We start from the raw sequence: 19,067 nt of genomic DNA on the forward strand, positions 1-19,067 counted from the left end.
AGGTGCGCTTCGGGTGCGTATGGGCGCTGCTTTGGCCGGACTTTCCGCATGCCGCATCTGCGAAGGCAAGAACGCAAATGCGAACGGGGTGTTCGACTTATTCGCGGGTGTAGTCGTCCGGGATCTTCGGCGGATCGCCGGCCTTGCCCCAGAGCAGGATCTCGTTGCCCCAGGGATCGCGAAAAGCGTGGTTCAACCCGTTGAACGTGCCCCAGAAATGGTTACGCCACAGCACCGTGGCGCCACGCTCCTCGGCGGCGGCAAGGATGCGCTCGGGTGTGTCGTCGTCGCTGATGAGAACCCAGATGCGAGGCTTGCGGCCTTCTGTCGAGATGCCGCGCGGGTCGACGCCGGCGTCATTGGGATGCGGGCGGGCGTTGGCGGGATCGAAGATGCCGACGTGGAGATTGCCGATTTTGCTGTCGCTGCCGTCGGGGTTGGGGAACATGCCGCCGGGGACCATGCGGTGATAGACGCCTTCCGGTTTGTGATCGTCGCGCCAGCCGAAGACTTCGGCGTAGAAACGGCCGGCAGCGGCGGGATCGTCGGCAGGCAGGTCTACGAAGATGAGCGTGTTGGGCATGGGCGTCTTCCTTGGTGTTCGATGCCCATGGGTCTTGCGCCAATCGGGCGCGGCGCTCTTGGCGGCAGGCGTCCGGTTTGTTGATGTTGGCGCGGCGAGGGCTTCGACAGGCTCAGGGTGGGCGGAAGTTGCCCTATGCCCCCAATCCCGCTCAGGCTGAGCCTGTCGAAGCGCTCTGCGGATCGCCGAACCGCCGTCCGCGCCAAGTTCGAGGGCGCGCACGGCCAAGACCCATTTCCGCATCCCCGCGAAGTTAAGAGTCTAGATCCTCCATCCAGCAAAAGGGGCAATGCATGGCTTCGGTCACCACTTTCGGTTCGGCGAAGGCACAGGTTCGGCCTTCGGCGATCTGGCATCTCAAGGCCACGCCGGAGACCATCCACTGGGGCTACTTCTCGCCCGATATCAAGCCGGCACTGCGTATCAGGAGCGGCGACCTCGTCCATGCCGAGGCCGTGACGCACCATGCCGGCGACGATGCCAGTCTGATGTTCGACGAAGGTATCGAGCGCATCTTCCGCGAGGTGGACCCCGCCAGCCGCGCGCCGGGCTGCCACATCATGACCGGCCCGATCTATATCGAGGATGCCGAGCCGGGCGACATGATCGAGGTGCGCTATCTGCAGATGGTGCCGCGATGCAATTACGGCTCCAACCTCGCCGCGAACTGGGGGCATCTCTATGAGGAGTTCGGCAAGCAGGAGCGGGTGACGATCTACGAACTCGATCCCAACGCCAATACCGCCCACGCCCTTTATGCTTATGATTTTCCCGGTGATTACACGGTGCCCGGCACGATCACCAATTGCCCGGAATGCGACCGTCATCCGGCGTTGCCGGGCATCACCATCCCGGCCCGCCCGCACCTGGGCACGGCGGGCGTGGCGCCGGCGGTGAACGAGCCGGTCTCGACCATCCCGCCGGGCTTGCACGGCGGTAACATCGACAACTGGCGCATCGGTGCCGGCTCAACGATGTTCTACAAGTGCCAGGTCAAGGGCGGGCTGTTCTCGATCGGCGATCCGCACGTCAGCCAGGGCGACGGCGAGATCAGCGGCACCGCGATCGAGGCTTCGCTCGACTGCCTGTTCCAGATCATCCTGCGCAAGGATTTCGACTTCCCCTCGCCGTTGCTGGAAACGCCGGAAAACTGGATCGTCCACGGCTTCGGCGCCGACCTCGACGAGGCGATGAAGAACTGCTCGCTCGATATGATCCACCTGCTGCACGAGAAGCAGGGGTTGAGCAGGAACGACGCCTATTCGCTGATGAGCGTGGCGGCGGACTTCGGCATCACGCAGGTGGTGGACGGCACGCTGGGCATCCATGCGCGCATCGAGCGCCGGATGTTCCCGTCCAAGGGCATGGTCATCGACCCCGGCCGGCGCGATCTCGAGTAAAGGACACCCTCACTCCTGACGGGGTTACCTGGAGCCCGGTTCGTAAGAGCCGGGCTCGTTCTTTACGTGCATGAGTAAGGTTGCATCCGGCCTCTTTGCCCGGCCGGAACGCCAGAGCGCGCGCGGCTTGTCGACCTGTGCCTCGCACGCCGTCACGAATACAGCCGCCGGGGCGCGTGCCCCGGCTAAGCGAAGGGAGGGCGCCTTATTAGCTCGCTGTCGGGACCAGGTCGCCCAGCGCATCGGCCTTTGGCGTGCGCCGAAGGTGGGTACGTCCGTCCGCCCCGATGCCGGGCAGGAGGAACAGCAGAGCCATGCCCATGGCCAGCACCACGATGATGACCAATGAGGCCTGGTCGTAGGAGCCGGTGCTGCCGTAGCTGAGGTCCATCACCGCCGGGGTCAGCCCTTGTGCGAGGATCACGGCGGCATAGAGCACCGCATTGATCGAACCGAAGTGCTTGAGCCCGAAATAGCGCGAGCAGAAGTACGAGAGCGCCCCGTATTCCGCGCCCATTCCGATACCGAGCAGCACGCCGGCTGCCGACATCGACAGGCTGCCCTGACCGAATTGGAGCAGGCCCAGACCGGCCATCGCCGCGCCGTACATCGGCACGACCAGCAGCGGCGTGCGCAGCCGGTCGAGCAGGCCGCCTGTCACCACCTGCCAGGCAGCGGTGACGAGGGCGAAAGTCGCCACGGTGCCGGTCGCTTCGCCAAGGCTGTAGCCACGGTCGGTCATCATGGGCACGACATGGGTGAACACGGCGGTCATCCCGCCCGCGCCGCTCGCCACCGCGATCAGCAGCACCCAGAAGCGGCGGGTGGAAGCCGCCTCGCGCAGGGTCATGCCTTCGAACACGCGCGCCGGCGCACTGGGGGCGCGTGTGGGGGTATCGTGCAGCCACAGCCACATCAGCGGGAAGCCGACGACAAGGACGATCAGCCCGATCGCGCCGTAAGTGGCGCGCCAGCCGATGATCGGCAGCAGAATGCCCGCGACGATCGGCATCAGCGTGGCGCCCACGCCGTTGCCGACCCCTGCGGTGACGCCCAGCATCAGGCCGCGTCGTTCGTCGAACCAGTTGGAGACGATCTTGGCGATCATCGGCGAGGCGCAGGTCGCGCCGGCAAGCCCGATCGCCCCGAACTGCGCGTAGAACAGCCAGATGTTCCCGGTGGTCTGCGACAGGCACATCATCAGTATTGCCAGCGCCACGTTGCCGCACAGGATCAGCGGGCGTGCGCCAACCCGGTCCATGGTCCGCCCGATCAGTGGATAGCTGATGGCGGCGACGATCGCGACCAACCCGAGTACGCCCGAAACTGCCGCGCGCGACCATCCCAGGTCCTGCGAGATCGGCACGAGCAGGGTGCCGAACGTGGCGCTGATGGCAGCGGTGACGCATACGAGGTTGCCGCTTGTCGCGGCGATGGCCAGCCGCGTTGCGGTTCGGTCCCGGGAAGTGGTGGGCATTGCGGGTCTCCAATTATCGGGATTTCCCGGAGTAAATGCCCACGCGGCCTCGATCCCAAGCGATTATCGCCGCGCTGCAACAAATCCTTCGCAGCCCATCAAGTCTGCACACTTGCACATGCGCCTGGTGCACCCGATTTTGCAGACAGCGCCCGGCCGTATCCAAAAACGTGCAGGCCACAGGAAATTCAGCAAGGGACGATTCGCGGCGATGAATGTGCAAACAGCCGATATGGCGCCCACGGGGCCAGTTTCAGGCACCCGGATGCCCACCTTCTTCATTCCCCATGGCGGCGGGCCCTGCTTTTTCATGGACTGGTCAGCGATGGGCGGCCCGGCGGATACCTGGGACAAGACCGAGGCGTGGCTTCGCGCGCTGGTTTCCACTCTGCCGGAAAAGCCCAGGGGCATCGTCGTGATCTCGGGCCACTGGGAGGAACCGGCCTTCACCGCTTCCGCCGCCGTCGAGCCGGCAATGATCTACGACTATTATGGCTTCCCGCCGCATACCTATGAGTTGAAGTACCCCGCACCGGGTGCTCCGGGACTTGCGGAGCGCATCGTCTCCCTGCTCACCGAAGCGGGCCTGCCCGCGCGCACCGATGCCACGCGCGGGTTCGACCACGGTGTATTCGTGCCGTTCCTGCTGATCGATCCCGAAGCGTCGATTCCGGTCGTGCCGCTTTCGCTGAAAGCAGATCTCGACCCGGCCGAGCATATTGCTGCGGGCCGTGCGCTGGCGCCGCTGCGCGACGAGGGTATTCTGATCGTCGGTTCGGGCATGAGCTACCACAATATGCGCGGCTTCCGCACGCCAGCGGCGACGCGGCCCTCGGCCGTGTTCGACCAGTGGCTGACCGGCGCGGTCGAAGCTGCGCCGCAGGAACGCGAAGCCGACCTGACGAGGTGGGCCGATGCGCCTGCGGGCCGTCTCTCCCACCCGCGCGAGGAGCATCTTCTGCCGCTGATGGTTGCAGCTGGAGCCGGTGGGGATTCGCCGGGCACCAAGGTGTTCGGCGACAACGTGATGATGGCCGATATTTCGGGTTACCGCTTCGGCTGAAACGCCGCCCCGTCCCGGACTTGCTCCGGGACGGGGCCTGCCTCAAGCGCGAACCGTCTTGCCGCCTGTCGGCAAGGCTGTAAGGGTGCCCTCATCGGTATCGAGGCCGCGTGAAGGAGCGAAGACGTTGGCGCAGGAAAGCGGGAAGGCGGCCTCATCGAGTGCCCAGCGTCCGACCCAGGACAGCGTCGCAGCGCGCATGGCCGAGGCCGGCATCGCCGCGCCTGAGAACTGCACGCCCGGCGTCTTGTCCAACCTGATCGTCCTGCAGGATCACGTCGCCACCCTGCGCGCCTTTGCACTCGACCCGCGCAGCGCCAGCGCCATGCGCTTCGAGGCCTGACATGACGGCTGTCGATACCGTGCCGCTCACCGCGATCGCCATGGCCGCGAAAGTCCGCTCGGGCCAGGCCACGGCGGTCAGCCTGTGCCAGGCCGCGCTGGACCGCGCCGAAGCACTGGGGGGTGAACATAGCGGCTTTACCCGCCTTCTGCGCAAGCGTGCCCTGCTGCGCGCCGCATCGGTCGACAAGCTGGTCGAGGCAGGGCTTGATCCCGGTCCGCTGGCAGGCGTCCCGTTCGGCGTGGCAGACCTGTTCGACGTTGCAGGGGAAATCACCACCGCCGGATCGAGGACGCGCCTCAGCGCGTCCTTCGCCAGCCGCGATGCCCGCGCCATCGTGCTGCTCGAAGCGGCGGGCGCGGTGCTGATCGGCACGCAGAACATGGACGAGTTCGGCTATGGCTTCGTCACCATGAACGCCCACTACGGCATCACCCGTAACCCGCACGACCCCGCGCGCGTCGCCGGCGGTGCTGCGGGCGGGTCGGCGGTGGCGGTGGCGACGGGCACGGTGCCGATCAGCCTTGCCTTCGACACCAACGGCTCGCTACGCGTGCCGGCCGGCCTCACCGGCGTGATCGGCCTCAAGCCGACATATGGCGATCTGCCGCGCGAAGGCGTCTATCCCTTCGTCGAAAGCCTCGACGTGGTCGGCGCGCTTGGCCGCGATCTGGACGACGTCGCGCTGGTCCGCACGGTACTGCGCGAAGGCGCGCCCGAGCGTTCCGATCCTCCGCGCGGCGAGATCGCTTTCGGCCGGCTGATGAGCTGGTTCGACGACAACATCTCCGAAGAGATGCGCGGGCCGCTCGATGCGTTCTGGAACCGCCTTGGCCGTATCAGCTTCGAGCTTCCCCATTCCGAGATCGCCCGCGCCGCCGCCTCGGTCATCATCGCCGCAGAGGGCGCCAGCCTCCACCGCCCCGCGCTGGAAGCGGACCCCATGCAGTTCGAGCCGCCGGTGCGCGACCGTATGCTGGCGGGCCTGTTGCTGCCTGCGGACGACTACCTTGCCGCACAGCGCTTTCGCAGCTGGATTCAGGCGCGCCTGCGCCGCCAGTTTGAGCTGGCCGATGTTCTCTTCACCCCTGCCGCGCCCGGCTTTGCGCCGACGATCGCCGATCCGGTGATGACCTTCGAGGGCAAGTCGATCCCCGCGCGCAGCCACCTTGGCATCTACACCCAGCCGATTAGCCTGATGGGCCTCCCCGCGCTGGTGCTGCCGCTGGCGGGTGATTTCCCGATGCCGCTGGGCATCCAGCTCATTAGCGCAGCCGGGAACGAGCCGCTGCTGTTTCGCGCAGCGCGCCAGTTGATCGACAAGGGCCTTTGCGCGGTTCCGGTGCCGCCTGCTGGGGCTGCCTGACCCTTCGACAGGCTCAGGGTGACCCTTCGACAAGCTCAGGGTGAGCGGGTGTTGCTCTTTTTTGCCTCCAATTCCGCTCAGGCTGAGCTTGTCGAAGCCACGACCGGCAAACATCTGCGTCAACAATTGCGCCGCGCTCGCACAAGCCGCTAAGTCCATCGCGGCTAGAGTGGCACCGCAACAAGGGCGCGAAAGTTCATGCAGGCAGACACTCTCATCACCGGCGCCACCGTCATCACGATGGACGGCGCGCGCCGGGTCATCCGTGACGGCGCCGTGGCTTTCGCGGGCGACACCATCGTCGCGGTGGGCAAAAGCGCCGACCTCGCTGCCATCGACGCGCGCGAGGTCATCGATGGGCGGCGCTTCGTGCTCACCCCCGGCTTCATCAACTGCCACGTCCATGTAACCGAGACGCTGATCCGGGGCTTCATCCCCGAGGCCCTGCCGTTCGACGCGGAACTGGGCGAATGGGTGATCCCGCTCTACAAGGGCCACGACGCGGCGCAGCAGGCGGTCAGCGCGAAACTGGCCATCGCCGCGATGCTGCGGTCGGGCACGACGACCTTCCTCGAAGCCGGCACCGTGATCGCGTTCGACGAGGTCATGGCCGCGATCGAGGACACCGGCATCCGCGCCCGCAATGGCCGCTGGACCGAGGACCGCGTCTGGGACCCTTCCGCAGACGGCGAAGCGCTCACCCGCGATGCGCTTGCTGCGCTGGTGCAGGATCTGGAACGCTACCCGCAGGACGGCCGCCGGATCGCCGCCTGGCCCAACCTCATCGGACACATGACCGCCACCGACGCACTGTGGCAGGGCGTCACCGCGCTCGCCAAACAGACCGGCACCGGCATTTCCGCGCATATGAGCCCGGTCGCGGGCGACAGCGAATGGTATCTCGCCAACACCGGCAAGCGTCCGGTGGAGCATCTGGCAGACCTTGGCGTGCTGGGCCCGCATCTCAACCTCGTCCACATGGTCCATATCGACGCGCGGGAAGCCGAACTGGTCGCGGCAAGCGGCACCCACGTCACCCATTGCCCCGGCGCCTCGATCCGCTGCGGCTACGGCGTGGGCAAACACGGCCTGTTCCCCGAAATGGCGCAGGCCGGGGTCAATATCGCGCTCGGCACCGACGGGGCCGACAATCACGACATGATGCGCGTCATCACGCTGATGGCGGCGCTGTTCAAGGACGCCCGGCAGGATCGCTCGCTGTTCCCGGCGCATGAAGTGCTGGAAATGGCAACCATCAACGGCGCGAAAGTGCTGGGCATGGCCGATGCGATCGGCAGCATCGAGGTCGGCAAGAAGGCGGACATCGTCGCCCACGACACCCGCCGCCCGGAATGGCAGCCGATCAACAATGCGGTGGACCAGCTGGTCTGGTCTGCGGACGGGCGGGGCGTGCATTCGGTCTGGGTCGACGGCGCCCGCGTGGTCGCGGATTTTGCCTGCACCACCATCGACGAGGACGCGCTTTATGACGAGGGGCAGGCGATGGCGGATGCCGTGCTCGCCCGCTCGGGCCTGCCGCTGATGAGCGAATGGCCGATCCTGTGACAGTATCAATCGAGGGAACGAACACGGTGGAATACTCGGCAATAACGGTCACTCCGCTCACCCCCGGCATGGGCGGGATCGTCTCGGGCGTGGACCTGACGCAGCCGCTTTCGGACATCCAGGTCACGGAGCTGCACCGTGCGCTGGACGACCGGCTGGTCATCTTCTTTCGCGATCAGCCGCTGGACCACGCTGACCACATCCGTTTCGCCAACTACTTCGGCGGCATCCACATCGCGCCCAGCACCAAGCCGTGGCAGGCGCCCGGCCACCCCGAAGTGACGGTGATCCACGCCGACGCGGATTCCACCTTCGTCGCGGGCGAGGACTGGCATTCGGACATGAGCTGCGATCCCGAACCGCCGCTGGGGTCGATCCTTTACCTGCACACCATCCCGGCCTGTGGCGGCGACACCGCGTTCTCGAACATGTACGCGGCCTATGACGCGCTGTCGGACCGGATGAAGGCTCACCTCGAAGGGCTGACTGCGGTGCACGACGCCGTCGTCGGCTTTGGCGGTATTACGCCCGAAGGCATGACCCTGCCGCGCAGCAGTCACCCGGTGATCCGCACCCACCCCTCGACCGGGCGCAAGTCGATCTATGTCAACAAGGGCTTCACCACCTATATCGAGGGCATCCCAAGGCCGGAAAGCGATGCGCTGCTTGCCTACCTGTTCGACCACGTAAAGCAGCCGCTGTTCCAGTGCCGGTTCACATGGGGCGCGCATTCGATCGCGTTCTGGGACAACCGCTGCGCACAGCATTCGGCGATCTGGGATTACTTCCCGCAAGTCCGCTCGGGCTTTCGCGTCCAGATTCTCGGCGACGTGCCGCGTTGAACCACCCGGCCACTGCTGCCACCGGCGCGATATCACGCCGCGAAGCGGCGGTGGTGGCAGCGGTTTCGACGGCGCTTGTCCTGTCGCAGGCGGTGGTTTTCGCGGCTTTCGGGCTGGCGCTGTTCGCCATGGGGCAGGACCTGTCGTGGTCGGCGACGGACACCGGTTTCGCCTATACGCTGGTGATCTTGGGTGCCTGCATCGGCGCGCCTATGCCGGTGGTCCTGATCCGCTGGATCGGCGCGAGCCGGACTATTGTGGCGGGACAGGCGATCCTGGGCTGCGCCTTTCTGGTTCTGTGGGGCACGGCGAGCCTGACCCAGCTCTATCTTGGCGCTGTGATGGCCGGGATCGGCTTTTCACTGAGCGGTAACACGCCGGGCGTCTACCTCGTCTCCGGCTGGGCGGGGGCCAGGGCGCCGAGGCTGATCGGCATCTACCTGATGGTGGCGATGCTCGGCAATGCGCTGGGCCCGCCGGTTGCACAGGCGCTGATCGCGCAGGCCGGATGGCGCGGGTATAGCCTGACCGTGGTGATCTTGTGTGCGCTTAGCGGCGTGTTCTGTTCGGTTTGCCTGCGCGATCCGCCGCTTGTCGATGCGGCCGATACCAGCGGAGGATGGGTGCGCGGGCTTGGCCGCGTGCTGCGCTCACCGATCTTCCTGCTGTTGGCCGTGAGCATCGTTGCCAGCCAGATCTGCCTCGTCACGATCGCCAGTGTCGCACCTGCGCATCTGGTGGGTGAGGGGTTGAGCAGCGCGTTCGCGGCCCGCCTGCTTGGCATCGAGGGGGGGGCGAGCGCGCTGGCGACAGGGTTGCTCGGCCACTTCGCGCATCGGCTGGCGCCGCGGTGCATGCTGCCGGTGACGCTGGCAGCATGTGGGGCCGGCATGATCATCCTTTCGATGAGCCGCGGCGTGGCTCCGCTCCACGCTTTCGCCTTGCTGCTGGGCGCTGGCGCCGGCGGCGCAACGCTGACGGTTACCCTGCTGCTTGTACGCTACTTCGGACCCACAGAAGGGTCGGCCAGCCTCGGCGCGATCTGGACGCTGGCGGGGTTTGCGGCGGTGGGCCCTTGGTTGGCCGGGGCGGTGGCCGACGAGACCGGCGGCTATACGCCTGCACTTCTGGGGATCGGCGTGGCCATGATCCCGATTGCGGCTGCCAGCCTCGCCTTACCGGAAGAGCCGGTGTCAGCTTAAGATTGGCACGCCGCGTCTGAACCACCCTGCTCAGGACGAGCTGGGCGGTTCTATTCGCAAAGCTGGCGCACTTTGGCTCAGAAGGCGAAAGCCTCTGTCACACGGCGGTCGGCGATCAGGAATGCATCGGCGACGAGCCGCAGCGGACGCAAGTCGACGTCGATGGCGCGTTGGCTCACGAGATCGGCGAAGCGTTCGTAAAGCCGCGCGTATTCCTCGTCCGGCGCGGTCTGCTCTGCTTCGCCGGGCAACTGGATCACGCTGCCGCCTTGCGTAAGGCGCAGGGTTCCGGCGTCGGTGTCAACTTCGATGGACCATGTCTGCGGGCCGGTCTGGAGAAAGTCGAATTCAGCGCGGACTTCGGCGCTGCCGCAGCGCATCGACAAGCTGGCGGCCAGCGGCGAGGCGCGGCCTTCGGGCACGTCCATGCTGGCGCTTTCCACGAAGAGTTCGTGCGGCAGGATTTCGGTCGCGATCGACAGCGCGTTGATGCCGGGATCGAAGACGCCGAAGCCGCCTGGGCCGAGAATCCACTCCTGACCGGGGTGCCAGCGGCGGATGTCTTCCTTCCAGTCGATCCGCACCGCTTCGATGCGCTTGTCGGCCAGCCATGTGCGCGCCGGAGCAACGCCCGCCGCCTCGCGAGAGTGCCAGGTGGCGAACAGCGAGACACCCGCCTTTCGCGCCGCCGCGACCAGCGCCTCGACATGTGACAGTGTCACCGCAGGCGGCTTTTCGAGCATGACATGCACGCCCGCCTCGATGGCGACGAGTGCCTGTTCGCAACGCCCGTCCGGCGGCGTGCAGAGCGAGACGGCGTCCAGCGGCAAGGCGGCGACCATCTCGGCGATATCGTTATAGCCCTCTACGCCGTCGAGGCGGCCGTGCCGGCTTGCGGTGGCGACGAGGTTCAGTCGATCATTGCCGGCAATCGCGGGAAAGTGCTGGTCGCGGGCGATCTTGCCGATGCCCACGAGCCCCAATCTGACAGGCTCCACGTCGAATTCCTCTTTTATAGTATTTATCGCGCTTTATCGCCGCATAGCGTGCCGATCAATCGCGAAAACGCCGGGCTGCCGCAGGAAAAAGACGGATTTTCAGAGCCGCGTGATCAGTCGCCCGCTGGCTGTCGGTCTTCGATCAGGCCAAGGACATCGCCGATGATCCGGCGCATCGCGATCCGCGCCGCATCGGGATCACGCGCAGCGATGGCGTCTCGCACCTTGGCGTGTTCGGCCACGTCGGCGGTGCGGCCCTTGATGCGGTTGGTGAAGCGGATCGAGGTCCGAAGCGCGGTGCTGACCACGTCGCGCAGCTGGATGTAGAACGGGTTTTTCGAGGCCCGCAAAACGGCGACGTGAAAGGCGATGTCGGCTTCCAGCGGGTCATCCAGCCCGTGCTCGGCAGCCTGCATGCGCTCCAGCCCGGCATCGATGCGCGCCAGATCGTCTTCGCCCGCGACCGTGGCGGCCAGCGCTGCGCCTTCCGGTTCCACTGCGACGCGCAGTTCGTTGAACTGGCGCAGCAGGTCGATGGAGAGCTTGCGTTCCAGCATCCAGCGCAGCACGTCGGTGTCGAACAGGTTCCACGACGAGGTCGGCTGCACCGTGGTCCCCTGGCGCGGGCGGGCGCTGAGCAGGCCTTTGGCGGTCAGCATCTTCACCGCCTCACGCGTGACGGAACGGCTGACGCCGTGCTGCTTGGCGAGTTCGGCTTCGGTGGGGAACACCGCCTTCTCGAACTGGCCGGTGACGATGGCGCGGCCGATATTGTCGAGCAGCCCGTATGTCAGGTTGCGGCCCAGCTGTGCTGCCGGTTCATCGACGATGAGGTGGGAAGAGCCTGTCACGAACATGTCCTTGTTGCCGGCCCGCGCGCCTCGGTCCGATCCTGTCGCACCGGGCATCGTAGAGAGCGGGGCTGGCTAAGCAAGGTACTTTGATATGATAAGTCAATTCATATGATAATTATGATGGATAGCGAGGATAAGGAGGAGGGATTGCTCTAAAATGTCGGCGAAGCGGTGGGCACGCAGGGATTGGTCAGCGCTGCCTTGCGAGGGATCGTGGCTTGGACTAGCAGCGCTGCTGTCGGCTTGTCCGCAGCCCGCAGTTTTCGCCGCCGGTTTCGAACGGCCAATCTCAAACGGAAAATCCGTGACGCGCAATTCGATCCGAGCCTGGTATCTGGTGCACAAGTGGACGAGCCTCGTCTGCACCCTGTTCCTGCTGATGCTTTGCCTGACCGGGCTGCCGCTGATCTTCCATGACGAGATCGATGTGCTTACCGAAGGGCGGCCAAAGGTGGGTATGCCCGGTGTCGGCTCGTCGTCCGATACGCCGGGACTGCTTCCGCTCGACAGGATGCTGAAGATCGCGCTGGGCAAGCGGCCGGGCGAGGTTGCCGTTTTCATGGCCTTCGACAACGACGAACCGCTGATGACCGTGACCACCGCGCAGCGCCCTGACTCGCCCGCCGCGCAGATGACGGTGCTCGTTCTCGACCGGTCCACCGGCAAGCTGGTGTCGCAGGCAGAAGAGAGCGGGGTGATGCATTTCCTTTTGCAGCTTCACACCGACATGTTCCTCGGCCTGCCGGGCATGCTTTTCCTGGGGTTCATGGGGCTGCTGTTTGCGGCCGCGATCGTTTCCGGCGTGGTCCTCTACGCGCCGTTCATGCGCAAGATCGCCTTCGGCACGCTGCGGACTTCGCGCAGCACCCGGCTGAAATGGCTCGACTATCACAACCTGCTGGGCATTGCCGTGCTGGCCTGGACGCTGGTGGTGGGCCTCACGGGCGTGGTCAACACGCTGGCGACACCGATAAACCAGCTGTGGCAGAGCCGCGAACTGGCAGCGATGACCGGCGCCTATGCCGGCAAGCCCGCGCTGGACCGTTCGCGCTACGTGTCGCTCGACAAGGCGATGGCGGAGGCGCGCAAGGCGCTGCCGGGCAACAACCCGCAGTTCATCGGCTTTCCGGGCGGGGCTTTCAGTTCCCGGCACCATTACGCGGTGTTCTTCCAGGGCGATACGCCGCTGACCGAGCGCCTGCTGACCCCTGCGCTTATCGATGCTGAAACCGGGGCGTTCACCGATGCCCGGCCGATGCCATGGTACAACCAGGCGCTGGCGCTGTCGCAGCCGCTGCATTTCGGGGACTACGGCGGGTTGCCACTGAAGATACTCTGGGCGGTTCTGGATATCTTCACGATCGTGATCCTGGGCAGCGGCCTCTACCTCTGGCTGGGCAAGCGCAAGACCTCCATCGAAGCGCATGTGCGCGAGGTGGAGACCGGCGGATCGGCGGGGGCGCCGGCATGAAGCGGCCCAGGCAGTCGCTGCGCCAGGTGTTCGCCGTGCCCATGACTCTGGCTGTCCTGAGCCTGGTCGGGCTGATTGCCGCGCTTACCGGCGATGGGCAGCGCGATGTCCTTTCGTGGATCGCGCTGGGGGTGCCGGTGCTGGCGGTAGTCTGGGCGATGAAGTTTCGCCGAAGCTGACGGCCCGAGGCGCGTTCTCCTCGCGCAACCTTTCGCCGTGCAGGTTGCGGCGAGGCTGCGGGCTTCCGATATAGCTCCGTGATCCCCGCCGCGCCGGAGCGATCCCGCAGGGTCGCCGGCTTTCGGCAAACCCATGGAGTCGTATCGAATGGCCTATCTGGACACCCAGCTCTTCATCAATGGCGATTGGCAGAATGCCGCCGATGGCCGTACGCTGGCCGTACAGAACCCCGCGACCGGGCAGGAAATCGGCCGCGTAGCCCATGCCGGCAAGGCGGACCTCGACCGCGCACTGGATGCAGCGCAGCGCGGCTTCGAGATCTGGCGCGATTACACCCCGGCCGCGCGCAGCAAGATCATGCGGCAGGCCGCCGCCTTGCTGCGCGAGCGCGCGGGCGACATCGCCCTGCTGCTTACCCAGGAACAGGGCAAGCCGCTGGCCGAGGCGCAGGGCGAGACCCTGGCCGCCGCCGAGATCATCGAATGGTTCGCCGAAGAAGGTTTCCGCGTTTACGGCCGCCTCGTTCCGCACCGCAGCAATCTTGCGATCCGGCAGATGGTCATCAAGGACCCGGTCGGACCGGTTGCCGCGTTCACACCGTGGAATTTCCCGATCAACCAAGTGGTCCGCAAGATCGGTGCCGGTCTTGCGGCGGGATGCTCGATGATCGTCAAGGCACCTGAAGAAACCCCGGCCAGCCCGGCGGCGCTCATCAGGGCGTTCCAGGATGCCGGCCTGCCCGAAGGCGTGCTGGGCCTGGTCTACGGCGATCCGGCCGAGATTTCGGAATACCTGATCGCCAGTCCGATCATCCGCAAGATCACCTTCACCGGCTCTACCCCGGTGGGCAAGCTGCTGGCGGGTCTGGCCGGGCAACATATGAAGCGGGTGTCGATGGAACTCGGCGGCCACGCGCCGGTGATCGTCTGCGAGGATGCCGACGTCGACCTTGCGGTGAAAAGCGTGGGCGGGGCCAAGTTCCGCAACGCCGGGCAGGTGTGCATCTCGCCCACGCGTTTCCTGGTGCACAACAGCGTGAAGCAGCAGTTCGCCGAGGCGCTGGCCGACCTTGCCCGCGGCATCAAGGTGGGTGACGGCATGGAAGAAGGCACCCAGATGGGCCCGCTCGCCAATCCCCGCCGCCTGTCCGCCATGGCCGAATTCCAGCAGGATGCGGTGGCGAAGGGCGCCACGCTTCTGGCCGGTGGCAGCCGCATCGGCGAGACCGGCAACTTCTGGCAGCCGACCGTCCTGAACGACGTGCCGCTCGATGCCCGCCTGTTCAACGACGAGCCGTTCGGCCCGGTTGCAGGCATTCGCGGCTTCGACAAGCTGGAGGAAGCCATCGCCGAGGCCAATCGCCTGTCGTTCGGGCTGGCGGGCTATGCCTTCACCCGTTCGCTCGCCAATGCGGACCTGATGACGCGGCGCGTGGAAGTGGGGATGTTGTGGGTGAACACCCCGGCCTCTGCCTCGGCGGAGCTGCCGTTCGGCGGCATCAAGGACTCGGGTTACGGGACGGAGGGCGGTCCCGAGGCGCTCGACAACTACCTCAACACCCGCGCGGTCGTCGTCGCCAACGTCTGATCTTTAGTGATGGGGAGGCACGGGCATGCCGTGCCTCCCCGCACTGGTTCAGCGGGCGGGGCCGCCGAAGCGGAAGCTGGCCTCGATACCCAGGGTGCGCGGACGCAGGCGGTTCGACGTGATGTCGAGCACGCCGGGAGCAAGAGCCTGGACCTGCCGGAAGCTGGTGGCGCCATTGTCGTTCGTCAGATTTTCCGCAAAGAGTGCCAGAGTCACCTGTTCGAGGTCGAGGCCGATCCGGGCGTCCACCCGGTCGATCGTGTCGCCCGGCAGGAAGCTGGCGTAGGACGAATTGCGGCGCGGCGAACTGTGCTGCCAGTCTACCCGCGCGAACAGCTGCGCGGTGTCCGAAAGCGTGGCGGTATAGTCTGCCGAGGCGTTGGCGGTGAATTTGGCGACATCGTCGACGGCGGCGCCCTTCCTGATTCCGGTGCCTGCGACGCTGCCGATATATTCCGCGTCCACGTAAGCGCCGCTCGCCGCCAGCGTAAGGCCGGGAAGAAGGCGGGCGGTGATGCTCAGTTCGGCACCCTTGGTGCGGGTTCCGTCGGAGTTGATGAGGCCATTGAACGAGGTTCCCGGGATCGGGATGCGCACTGCCACGTCCTTCCAGTCGCTGTAGAACAGCGCGGCTTCCACGGTCAGCTTACGGTCCAAAAGGTCGGCCTTGGCGCCGACTTCATAGGTCCAGATCGAATCCTGACTGAGCGTCGCCGGCAGGTCGACCCCGTAGACCGGACCTAGCGCAAGCGGCACGGTCGGCTGGATCTGGCCGGAGCGGAAGCCCTTGGCGGCGCTGGCGTAGATCGTCATGTCCGCACGCGGGTGCCAGGCCACGGAAAAGCGCGGGTTCCAGGACTTGTAGGTGTCACCCGGCTGCTCGGTGACGACGCCCGCATTGGCCTCGGAGCCGCGCAGGCGGTCCTCGAAGTAGCGCAGGCCTGCGGTCAGGTCCACGGGGACGCCGGGCAGGGTATAGGTGGCCTCGCCGAACAGGGCGCGGGCGCGGGTGTGAATTTCGGCATCGTTGTCGATGCCGGCGAAAGCGAACAGCACGCTGTCGTTGCGCTGGGCGTTGCGCAAGTAGCCGCCGACCGTCCACTGCAAGGGGCCATCGCCGGTCGATGCCATGCGCAGTTCATGCGATTCCACGCCGATGTCGATCAGGACATTGATCGGGCCGCGCACCGTTGAGGCCTGCTGCGGCAGCACGAAGTCGCTATGGGAAAAGGCGTAGAACAGCTGCGCCCCGGGCAGGTCGTAGCGTGCGGTCGCGCCGTAGAGTTCGAGCCTGCTGCGGGTGGTGGGCACCGTCGCGCGCGACTGCTGGCCATCGTCACGCGCGCTCGATCCGCCGCCCGGGAAGTCGGACTTGGACAGCCAGTAGCTGCCGGTGATCGACAGGTTTTCGACCGGGTCGAAGCGCATCTTGGCTCGGAAGGTGTCGTATGTCTGGTCGTTGACGTTGGTCTTGCCGGTGCTGCTGTTGTCGACCCAGCCCTGGTAACGCTCATGCGTGCCGGCAACGCGAACGGCCAGTACGCCGGGGATGATCGGGGCGTTGAAAGCACCCTTGGCGCCGGCATTGGTGCCGCCGCCCTTGGTGTCCGATACGAAGCCGAGGCCCTTGGCCTCCCACTCGTTCAGGTTGGCACCCTGCGTCAGGATGCGCACGGTACCGCCCATCGAGCCTTCGCCGAACAGGGTGCCCTGCGGTCCGCGCAGGATTTCGACGCGATCCAGGTCCCAGGCGCGCACGTCCGGGCTGATCGGGACGCTGACCCCGGTGAAGGGCAGGTCGTCGAGGTAGAAGCCGTTCTCGTTCGCGCCCAGCGAGGCCGAAATGCCGCGGATGGTGATCTTGGTGCCCAGCGACGAGCCGCCGTCGTAGATGCCCACGCCGGGGGCTTCCTGCAGGAAGTCCGCCAGGTTGCGGGCCCCGCGCCGTTCCAGCTGCGCGCCGCTGATGGCGGTGATGGCGATCGGCACATCGATCGCGCGTTCCTCGCGCTTGCGGGCCGTCACGATGATGTCGTCGTCGCCTGCCGCGGCAGGTCCGGCGCCGATCTGCTCCTGCGCATGGACGGGAACGCTGACAAGGGCGGCGCAGATCAGGGCTGCAGGGCTGGCGAAGCGGATGGGCATCATGAGACTTTCACAAGTCCGAACCTGACGACGGGGCGCCGGGGCGGAAATTTCTTCGAATTGCGAGAACCAGGGTACTCGGCTGGATATGGGGTATTCACGTATGAGCGGGCCGGATCGGTCTGGGTTGGCTCCGTGAGATCGGTCGAATCGTCAGGTTGTCATCAGCAGTGTTCTAAGTATCGGAAACCAAATATCTTTTGCCGGCGAGCACCAGTCTGGATGCCGGAGAACGCCGTGCATGAGCCCGGCGATTAGCCGGGAAACCGATAAATTAGGCTTAACATCCGGTGTTCTCGTGCGGGCGGCGCGGCGGGGCTTCCTTTCCGGGCGGGCACGTCTATGGCGCGGGGCACGATGACCCGCGCAGTGTGCGCCCGTGCATTTTTATGCCTTGCACTGCCCGTGCAAAAGGCGCCTTCCAGGTGGAGACTGCTAGCTACATGCGAACCGTGATGCCTCGCTTTTTTGCCGGACTGCTGTTTATGCTGGGTGTGGGTCCCCTCCATGCCGAAGACGTTGTCGCTCGTGACCTCTCCGGCGACGATGGCGCGCCGCCGCGCCGCGCTATCGTCGCGGCCGAATACCTCGACCGGGAATGGGGCAAGCCGGGAGACTGGAACGGGATCGAGGCGTGGCAGCGCTTCGTTGCCGTTGACGTCCTGATCGACCATGAGCAGCGGACCGGGGACAAGCGGTGGGGCGGCCGGATCGACGCTGCCGTGCGCAACCGCACCGGCCTCTATCTCAATGACGATGCCTTGTGGGCGATCATCGCGAACGTCCATGCCTGGCGGCGCGGCGGCGATCCGGAGCTGCTGGAATACGCGAGTTCGACCTATCACCGCCTCGTCGCCACGTATTGGGACGATCGCTGCGGCGGCGGCATATGGTGGAATCCCGCGCGCACGTACAAGAACGCGATCACCAACGAACTGCTCTTCTACGCCTCGACCCAGCTGTATCTGGCGACCGGGCAGCAGGGCTACCGGGACTGGGCGCTGCGCAGCTGGTCATGGATCGAGGGATCGTCGATGATCGGCCCGGACGGGCTGGTGAACGACGGGCTGGACGCCCAGTGCCGCAACAATGGCCAGCCCCGCTTCACCTATAACCAGGGTGTGCTGCTCGGCGGCCTCAACGATCTGGCCGAAATTACCGGCGATCCGAGATATCGCGCCGTCGCGGTGAAGACTGCGCTGGCCGCGATGCGGGGCCTTTCGACGCCGGAGGGCATCCTGCGCGAGCCGGTCGATGCGATCGGTTCGGACGGGCTCATGTTCAAGGGCATCTTTGCCTACCATCTCGGCCATCTTCTCGATGCCATGCCCGAGGGGCCGGAGCGCGCTGAACTCATGGCATGGGCGCGGGGCAACGCCGAAGCCGTATGGCGATCGAGCGCTTCGGGCACGGCCGGGGTCGACGGCGACTGGTCGGGTGGCACCTCCCGGACAGGCCCGGCGGCGCAGGCATCGGGGATCGCCATGCTGCTGGCTGCAGGCGACTGAGGCAGAGCGGCGGGACTATCGTTCCAGCTTGGTGGCCAGGATCACGCTGGTGCTGGTTCGCTCTATCCCGTCGAGCAGGCCGATGTCGTCGATCAGGTCGTTGAGCTGGCGACTGTCTTCCGCTTCCAGCATAGCGATGATGTCGAATTCGCCGCTGATGGCGTGGACGGCCTGAACGCGGCTGATCTGTTCCAGCGCCAGTTCCACGTCGCGGTGGCAGCGCGCCGCGGTCTTTATCATCATATGCGCCCTGATCCGGCTGGCGCTGTAGGCCTCCCCCAGGCGCACAGTATAGCCGGTGACGACTTCGGCCTCTTCCAGCCGGGCGAGGCGCGAATAAAGCTGGCTGCGCGGGATGTTCAGCTCCTTGGCGAGCTGGGCGATCGGCTGGCGCGCGTCCTGCCGCAGCAGGGCCAGCAGCCTGTCGTCGGTTTCGTCGAGCCGGGCACCGGACTGCAAATCAATCTCCCGGTTGTTCAGCC

Annotated in this window: 17 protein-coding genes; 11 read left to right on the plus strand and 6 right to left on the minus strand. The window is 66.0% G+C overall.

Annotation, left to right across the window (positions count from 1 at the left end; all coding sequences use genetic code 11):
- Window positions 1-97 precede the first annotated feature (97 nt).
- A complete protein-coding gene (locus tag GVL61_RS10465) occupies window positions 98-583 on the minus strand; it encodes a VOC family protein (protein ID WP_159979663.1) in 486 nt (161 codons plus the stop codon).
- Between the two features lie 293 nt (window positions 584-876).
- Here GVL61_RS10465 and GVL61_RS10470 point away from each other — a divergent pair, with 293 nt between their 5' ends.
- Window positions 877-1,983, plus strand: coding sequence for an acetamidase/formamidase family protein (locus tag GVL61_RS10470; protein WP_159979665.1), 1,107 nt, complete (start codon window positions 877-879; stop codon window positions 1,981-1,983).
- Window positions 1,984-2,191: 208 nt separating this feature from the next.
- Here the strand turns inward: GVL61_RS10470 and GVL61_RS10475 are convergent, their stop codons facing one another.
- Window positions 2,192-3,460, minus strand: a complete 1,269-nt coding sequence (locus tag GVL61_RS10475; RefSeq protein ID WP_159979667.1) for an MFS transporter — start codon at window positions 3,458-3,460, stop codon at window positions 2,192-2,194.
- Between the two features lie 211 nt (window positions 3,461-3,671).
- On the opposite strand from GVL61_RS10475, the gene GVL61_RS10480 reads away from it, so the two are divergent.
- The 6 genes from GVL61_RS10480 to GVL61_RS10505 all read left to right on the plus strand — a co-directional run bounded on the left by GVL61_RS10480 (window position 3,672) and on the right by GVL61_RS10505 (window position 9,842).
- The gene (locus tag GVL61_RS10480) at window positions 3,672-4,523 is read left to right on the plus strand and encodes a class III extradiol ring-cleavage dioxygenase (RefSeq protein WP_159979669.1); all 852 of its coding nucleotides are present in this window, start codon (window positions 3,672-3,674) and stop codon (window positions 4,521-4,523) included.
- Between the two features lie 127 nt (window positions 4,524-4,650).
- Entirely contained in the window at window positions 4,651-4,866 is a 216-nt protein-coding gene (locus GVL61_RS10485; protein WP_159979671.1) for a hypothetical protein, read from the plus strand.
- 1 nt (window position 4,867) lies between these two features.
- Window positions 4,868-6,232 carry an AtzE family amidohydrolase gene (locus tag GVL61_RS10490; RefSeq protein WP_159979673.1) on the plus strand — a complete coding sequence of 455 codons (1,365 nt, stop codon included), beginning with the start codon at window positions 4,868-4,870 and terminating at the stop codon, window positions 6,230-6,232.
- 198 nt (window positions 6,233-6,430) lie between these two features.
- The gene (locus GVL61_RS10495) at window positions 6,431-7,798 is read left to right on the plus strand and encodes an amidohydrolase family protein (RefSeq protein WP_159979675.1); all 1,368 of its coding nucleotides are present in this window, start codon (window positions 6,431-6,433) and stop codon (window positions 7,796-7,798) included.
- Window positions 7,799-7,824: 26 nt separating this feature from the next.
- A complete protein-coding gene (locus GVL61_RS10500) occupies window positions 7,825-8,640 on the plus strand; it encodes a TauD/TfdA family dioxygenase (RefSeq protein WP_159979763.1) in 816 nt (271 codons plus the stop codon).
- The gene (locus tag GVL61_RS10505) at window positions 8,637-9,842 is read left to right on the plus strand and encodes a CynX/NimT family MFS transporter (RefSeq protein ID WP_200844747.1); all 1,206 of its coding nucleotides are present in this window, start codon (window positions 8,637-8,639) and stop codon (window positions 9,840-9,842) included. The genes GVL61_RS10500 and GVL61_RS10505 overlap by 4 nt, the downstream gene beginning before the upstream one ends.
- Window positions 9,843-9,919: 77 nt before the next feature.
- Here the strand turns inward: GVL61_RS10505 and GVL61_RS10510 are convergent, their stop codons facing one another.
- Both GVL61_RS10510 and GVL61_RS10515 read right to left on the minus strand, forming a co-directional pair.
- Window positions 9,920-10,840 (minus strand): Gfo/Idh/MocA family protein, encoded by a 921-nt coding sequence (locus GVL61_RS10510; protein ID WP_159979679.1) that lies wholly within the window; start codon window positions 10,838-10,840, stop codon window positions 9,920-9,922.
- Window positions 10,841-10,953: 113 nt separating this feature from the next.
- Window positions 10,954-11,691: a FadR/GntR family transcriptional regulator gene (locus tag GVL61_RS10515; protein WP_235037624.1), complete on the minus strand. Its 738-nt coding sequence runs from the start codon at window positions 11,689-11,691 to the stop codon at window positions 10,954-10,956.
- 307 nt (window positions 11,692-11,998) lie between these two features.
- Between GVL61_RS10515 and GVL61_RS10520 the strand changes: the two genes are divergently transcribed.
- From GVL61_RS10520 to GVL61_RS10530, 3 genes are all read left to right on the plus strand, one after another.
- The gene (locus GVL61_RS10520; RefSeq protein WP_159979683.1) at window positions 11,999-13,165 is read left to right on the plus strand and encodes a PepSY domain-containing protein; all 1,167 of its coding nucleotides are present in this window, start codon (window positions 11,999-12,001) and stop codon (window positions 13,163-13,165) included.
- Complete coding sequence (locus GVL61_RS10525) at window positions 13,162-13,344, plus strand: hypothetical protein (RefSeq protein ID WP_159979685.1); 183 nt, start codon at window positions 13,162-13,164, stop codon at window positions 13,342-13,344. The genes GVL61_RS10520 and GVL61_RS10525 overlap by 4 nt, the downstream gene beginning before the upstream one ends.
- Window positions 13,345-13,492: 148 nt before the next feature.
- Complete coding sequence (locus GVL61_RS10530; protein ID WP_159979687.1) at window positions 13,493-14,932, plus strand: NAD-dependent succinate-semialdehyde dehydrogenase; 1,440 nt, start codon at window positions 13,493-13,495, stop codon at window positions 14,930-14,932.
- A 48-nt stretch (window positions 14,933-14,980) separates the two neighbouring features.
- On the opposite strand, the gene GVL61_RS10535 is transcribed toward GVL61_RS10530, so the two are convergent.
- On the minus strand, window positions 14,981-17,080 hold the full coding sequence (locus GVL61_RS10535; RefSeq protein ID WP_235037625.1) for a TonB-dependent receptor: 2,100 nt from the start codon (window positions 17,078-17,080) through the stop codon (window positions 14,981-14,983).
- A gap of 452 nt (window positions 17,081-17,532) precedes the next feature.
- On the opposite strand from GVL61_RS10535, the gene GVL61_RS10540 reads away from it, so the two are divergent.
- Window positions 17,533-18,585 carry a glycoside hydrolase family 76 protein gene (locus GVL61_RS10540; RefSeq protein ID WP_235037626.1) on the plus strand — a complete coding sequence of 351 codons (1,053 nt, stop codon included), beginning with the start codon at window positions 17,533-17,535 and terminating at the stop codon, window positions 18,583-18,585.
- Between the two features lie 15 nt (window positions 18,586-18,600).
- Here the strand turns inward: GVL61_RS10540 and GVL61_RS10545 are convergent, their stop codons facing one another.
- The gene (locus GVL61_RS10545; protein ID WP_235037627.1) at window positions 18,601-19,044 is read right to left on the minus strand and encodes an Lrp/AsnC family transcriptional regulator; all 444 of its coding nucleotides are present in this window, start codon (window positions 19,042-19,044) and stop codon (window positions 18,601-18,603) included.
- Between the last annotated feature and the right edge of the window lie 23 nt (window positions 19,045-19,067).

This window comes from Novosphingobium sp. 18050, from assembly GCF_902706195.1.
Taxonomy (GTDB): Bacteria; Pseudomonadota; Alphaproteobacteria; order Sphingomonadales; family Sphingomonadaceae; genus Novosphingobium.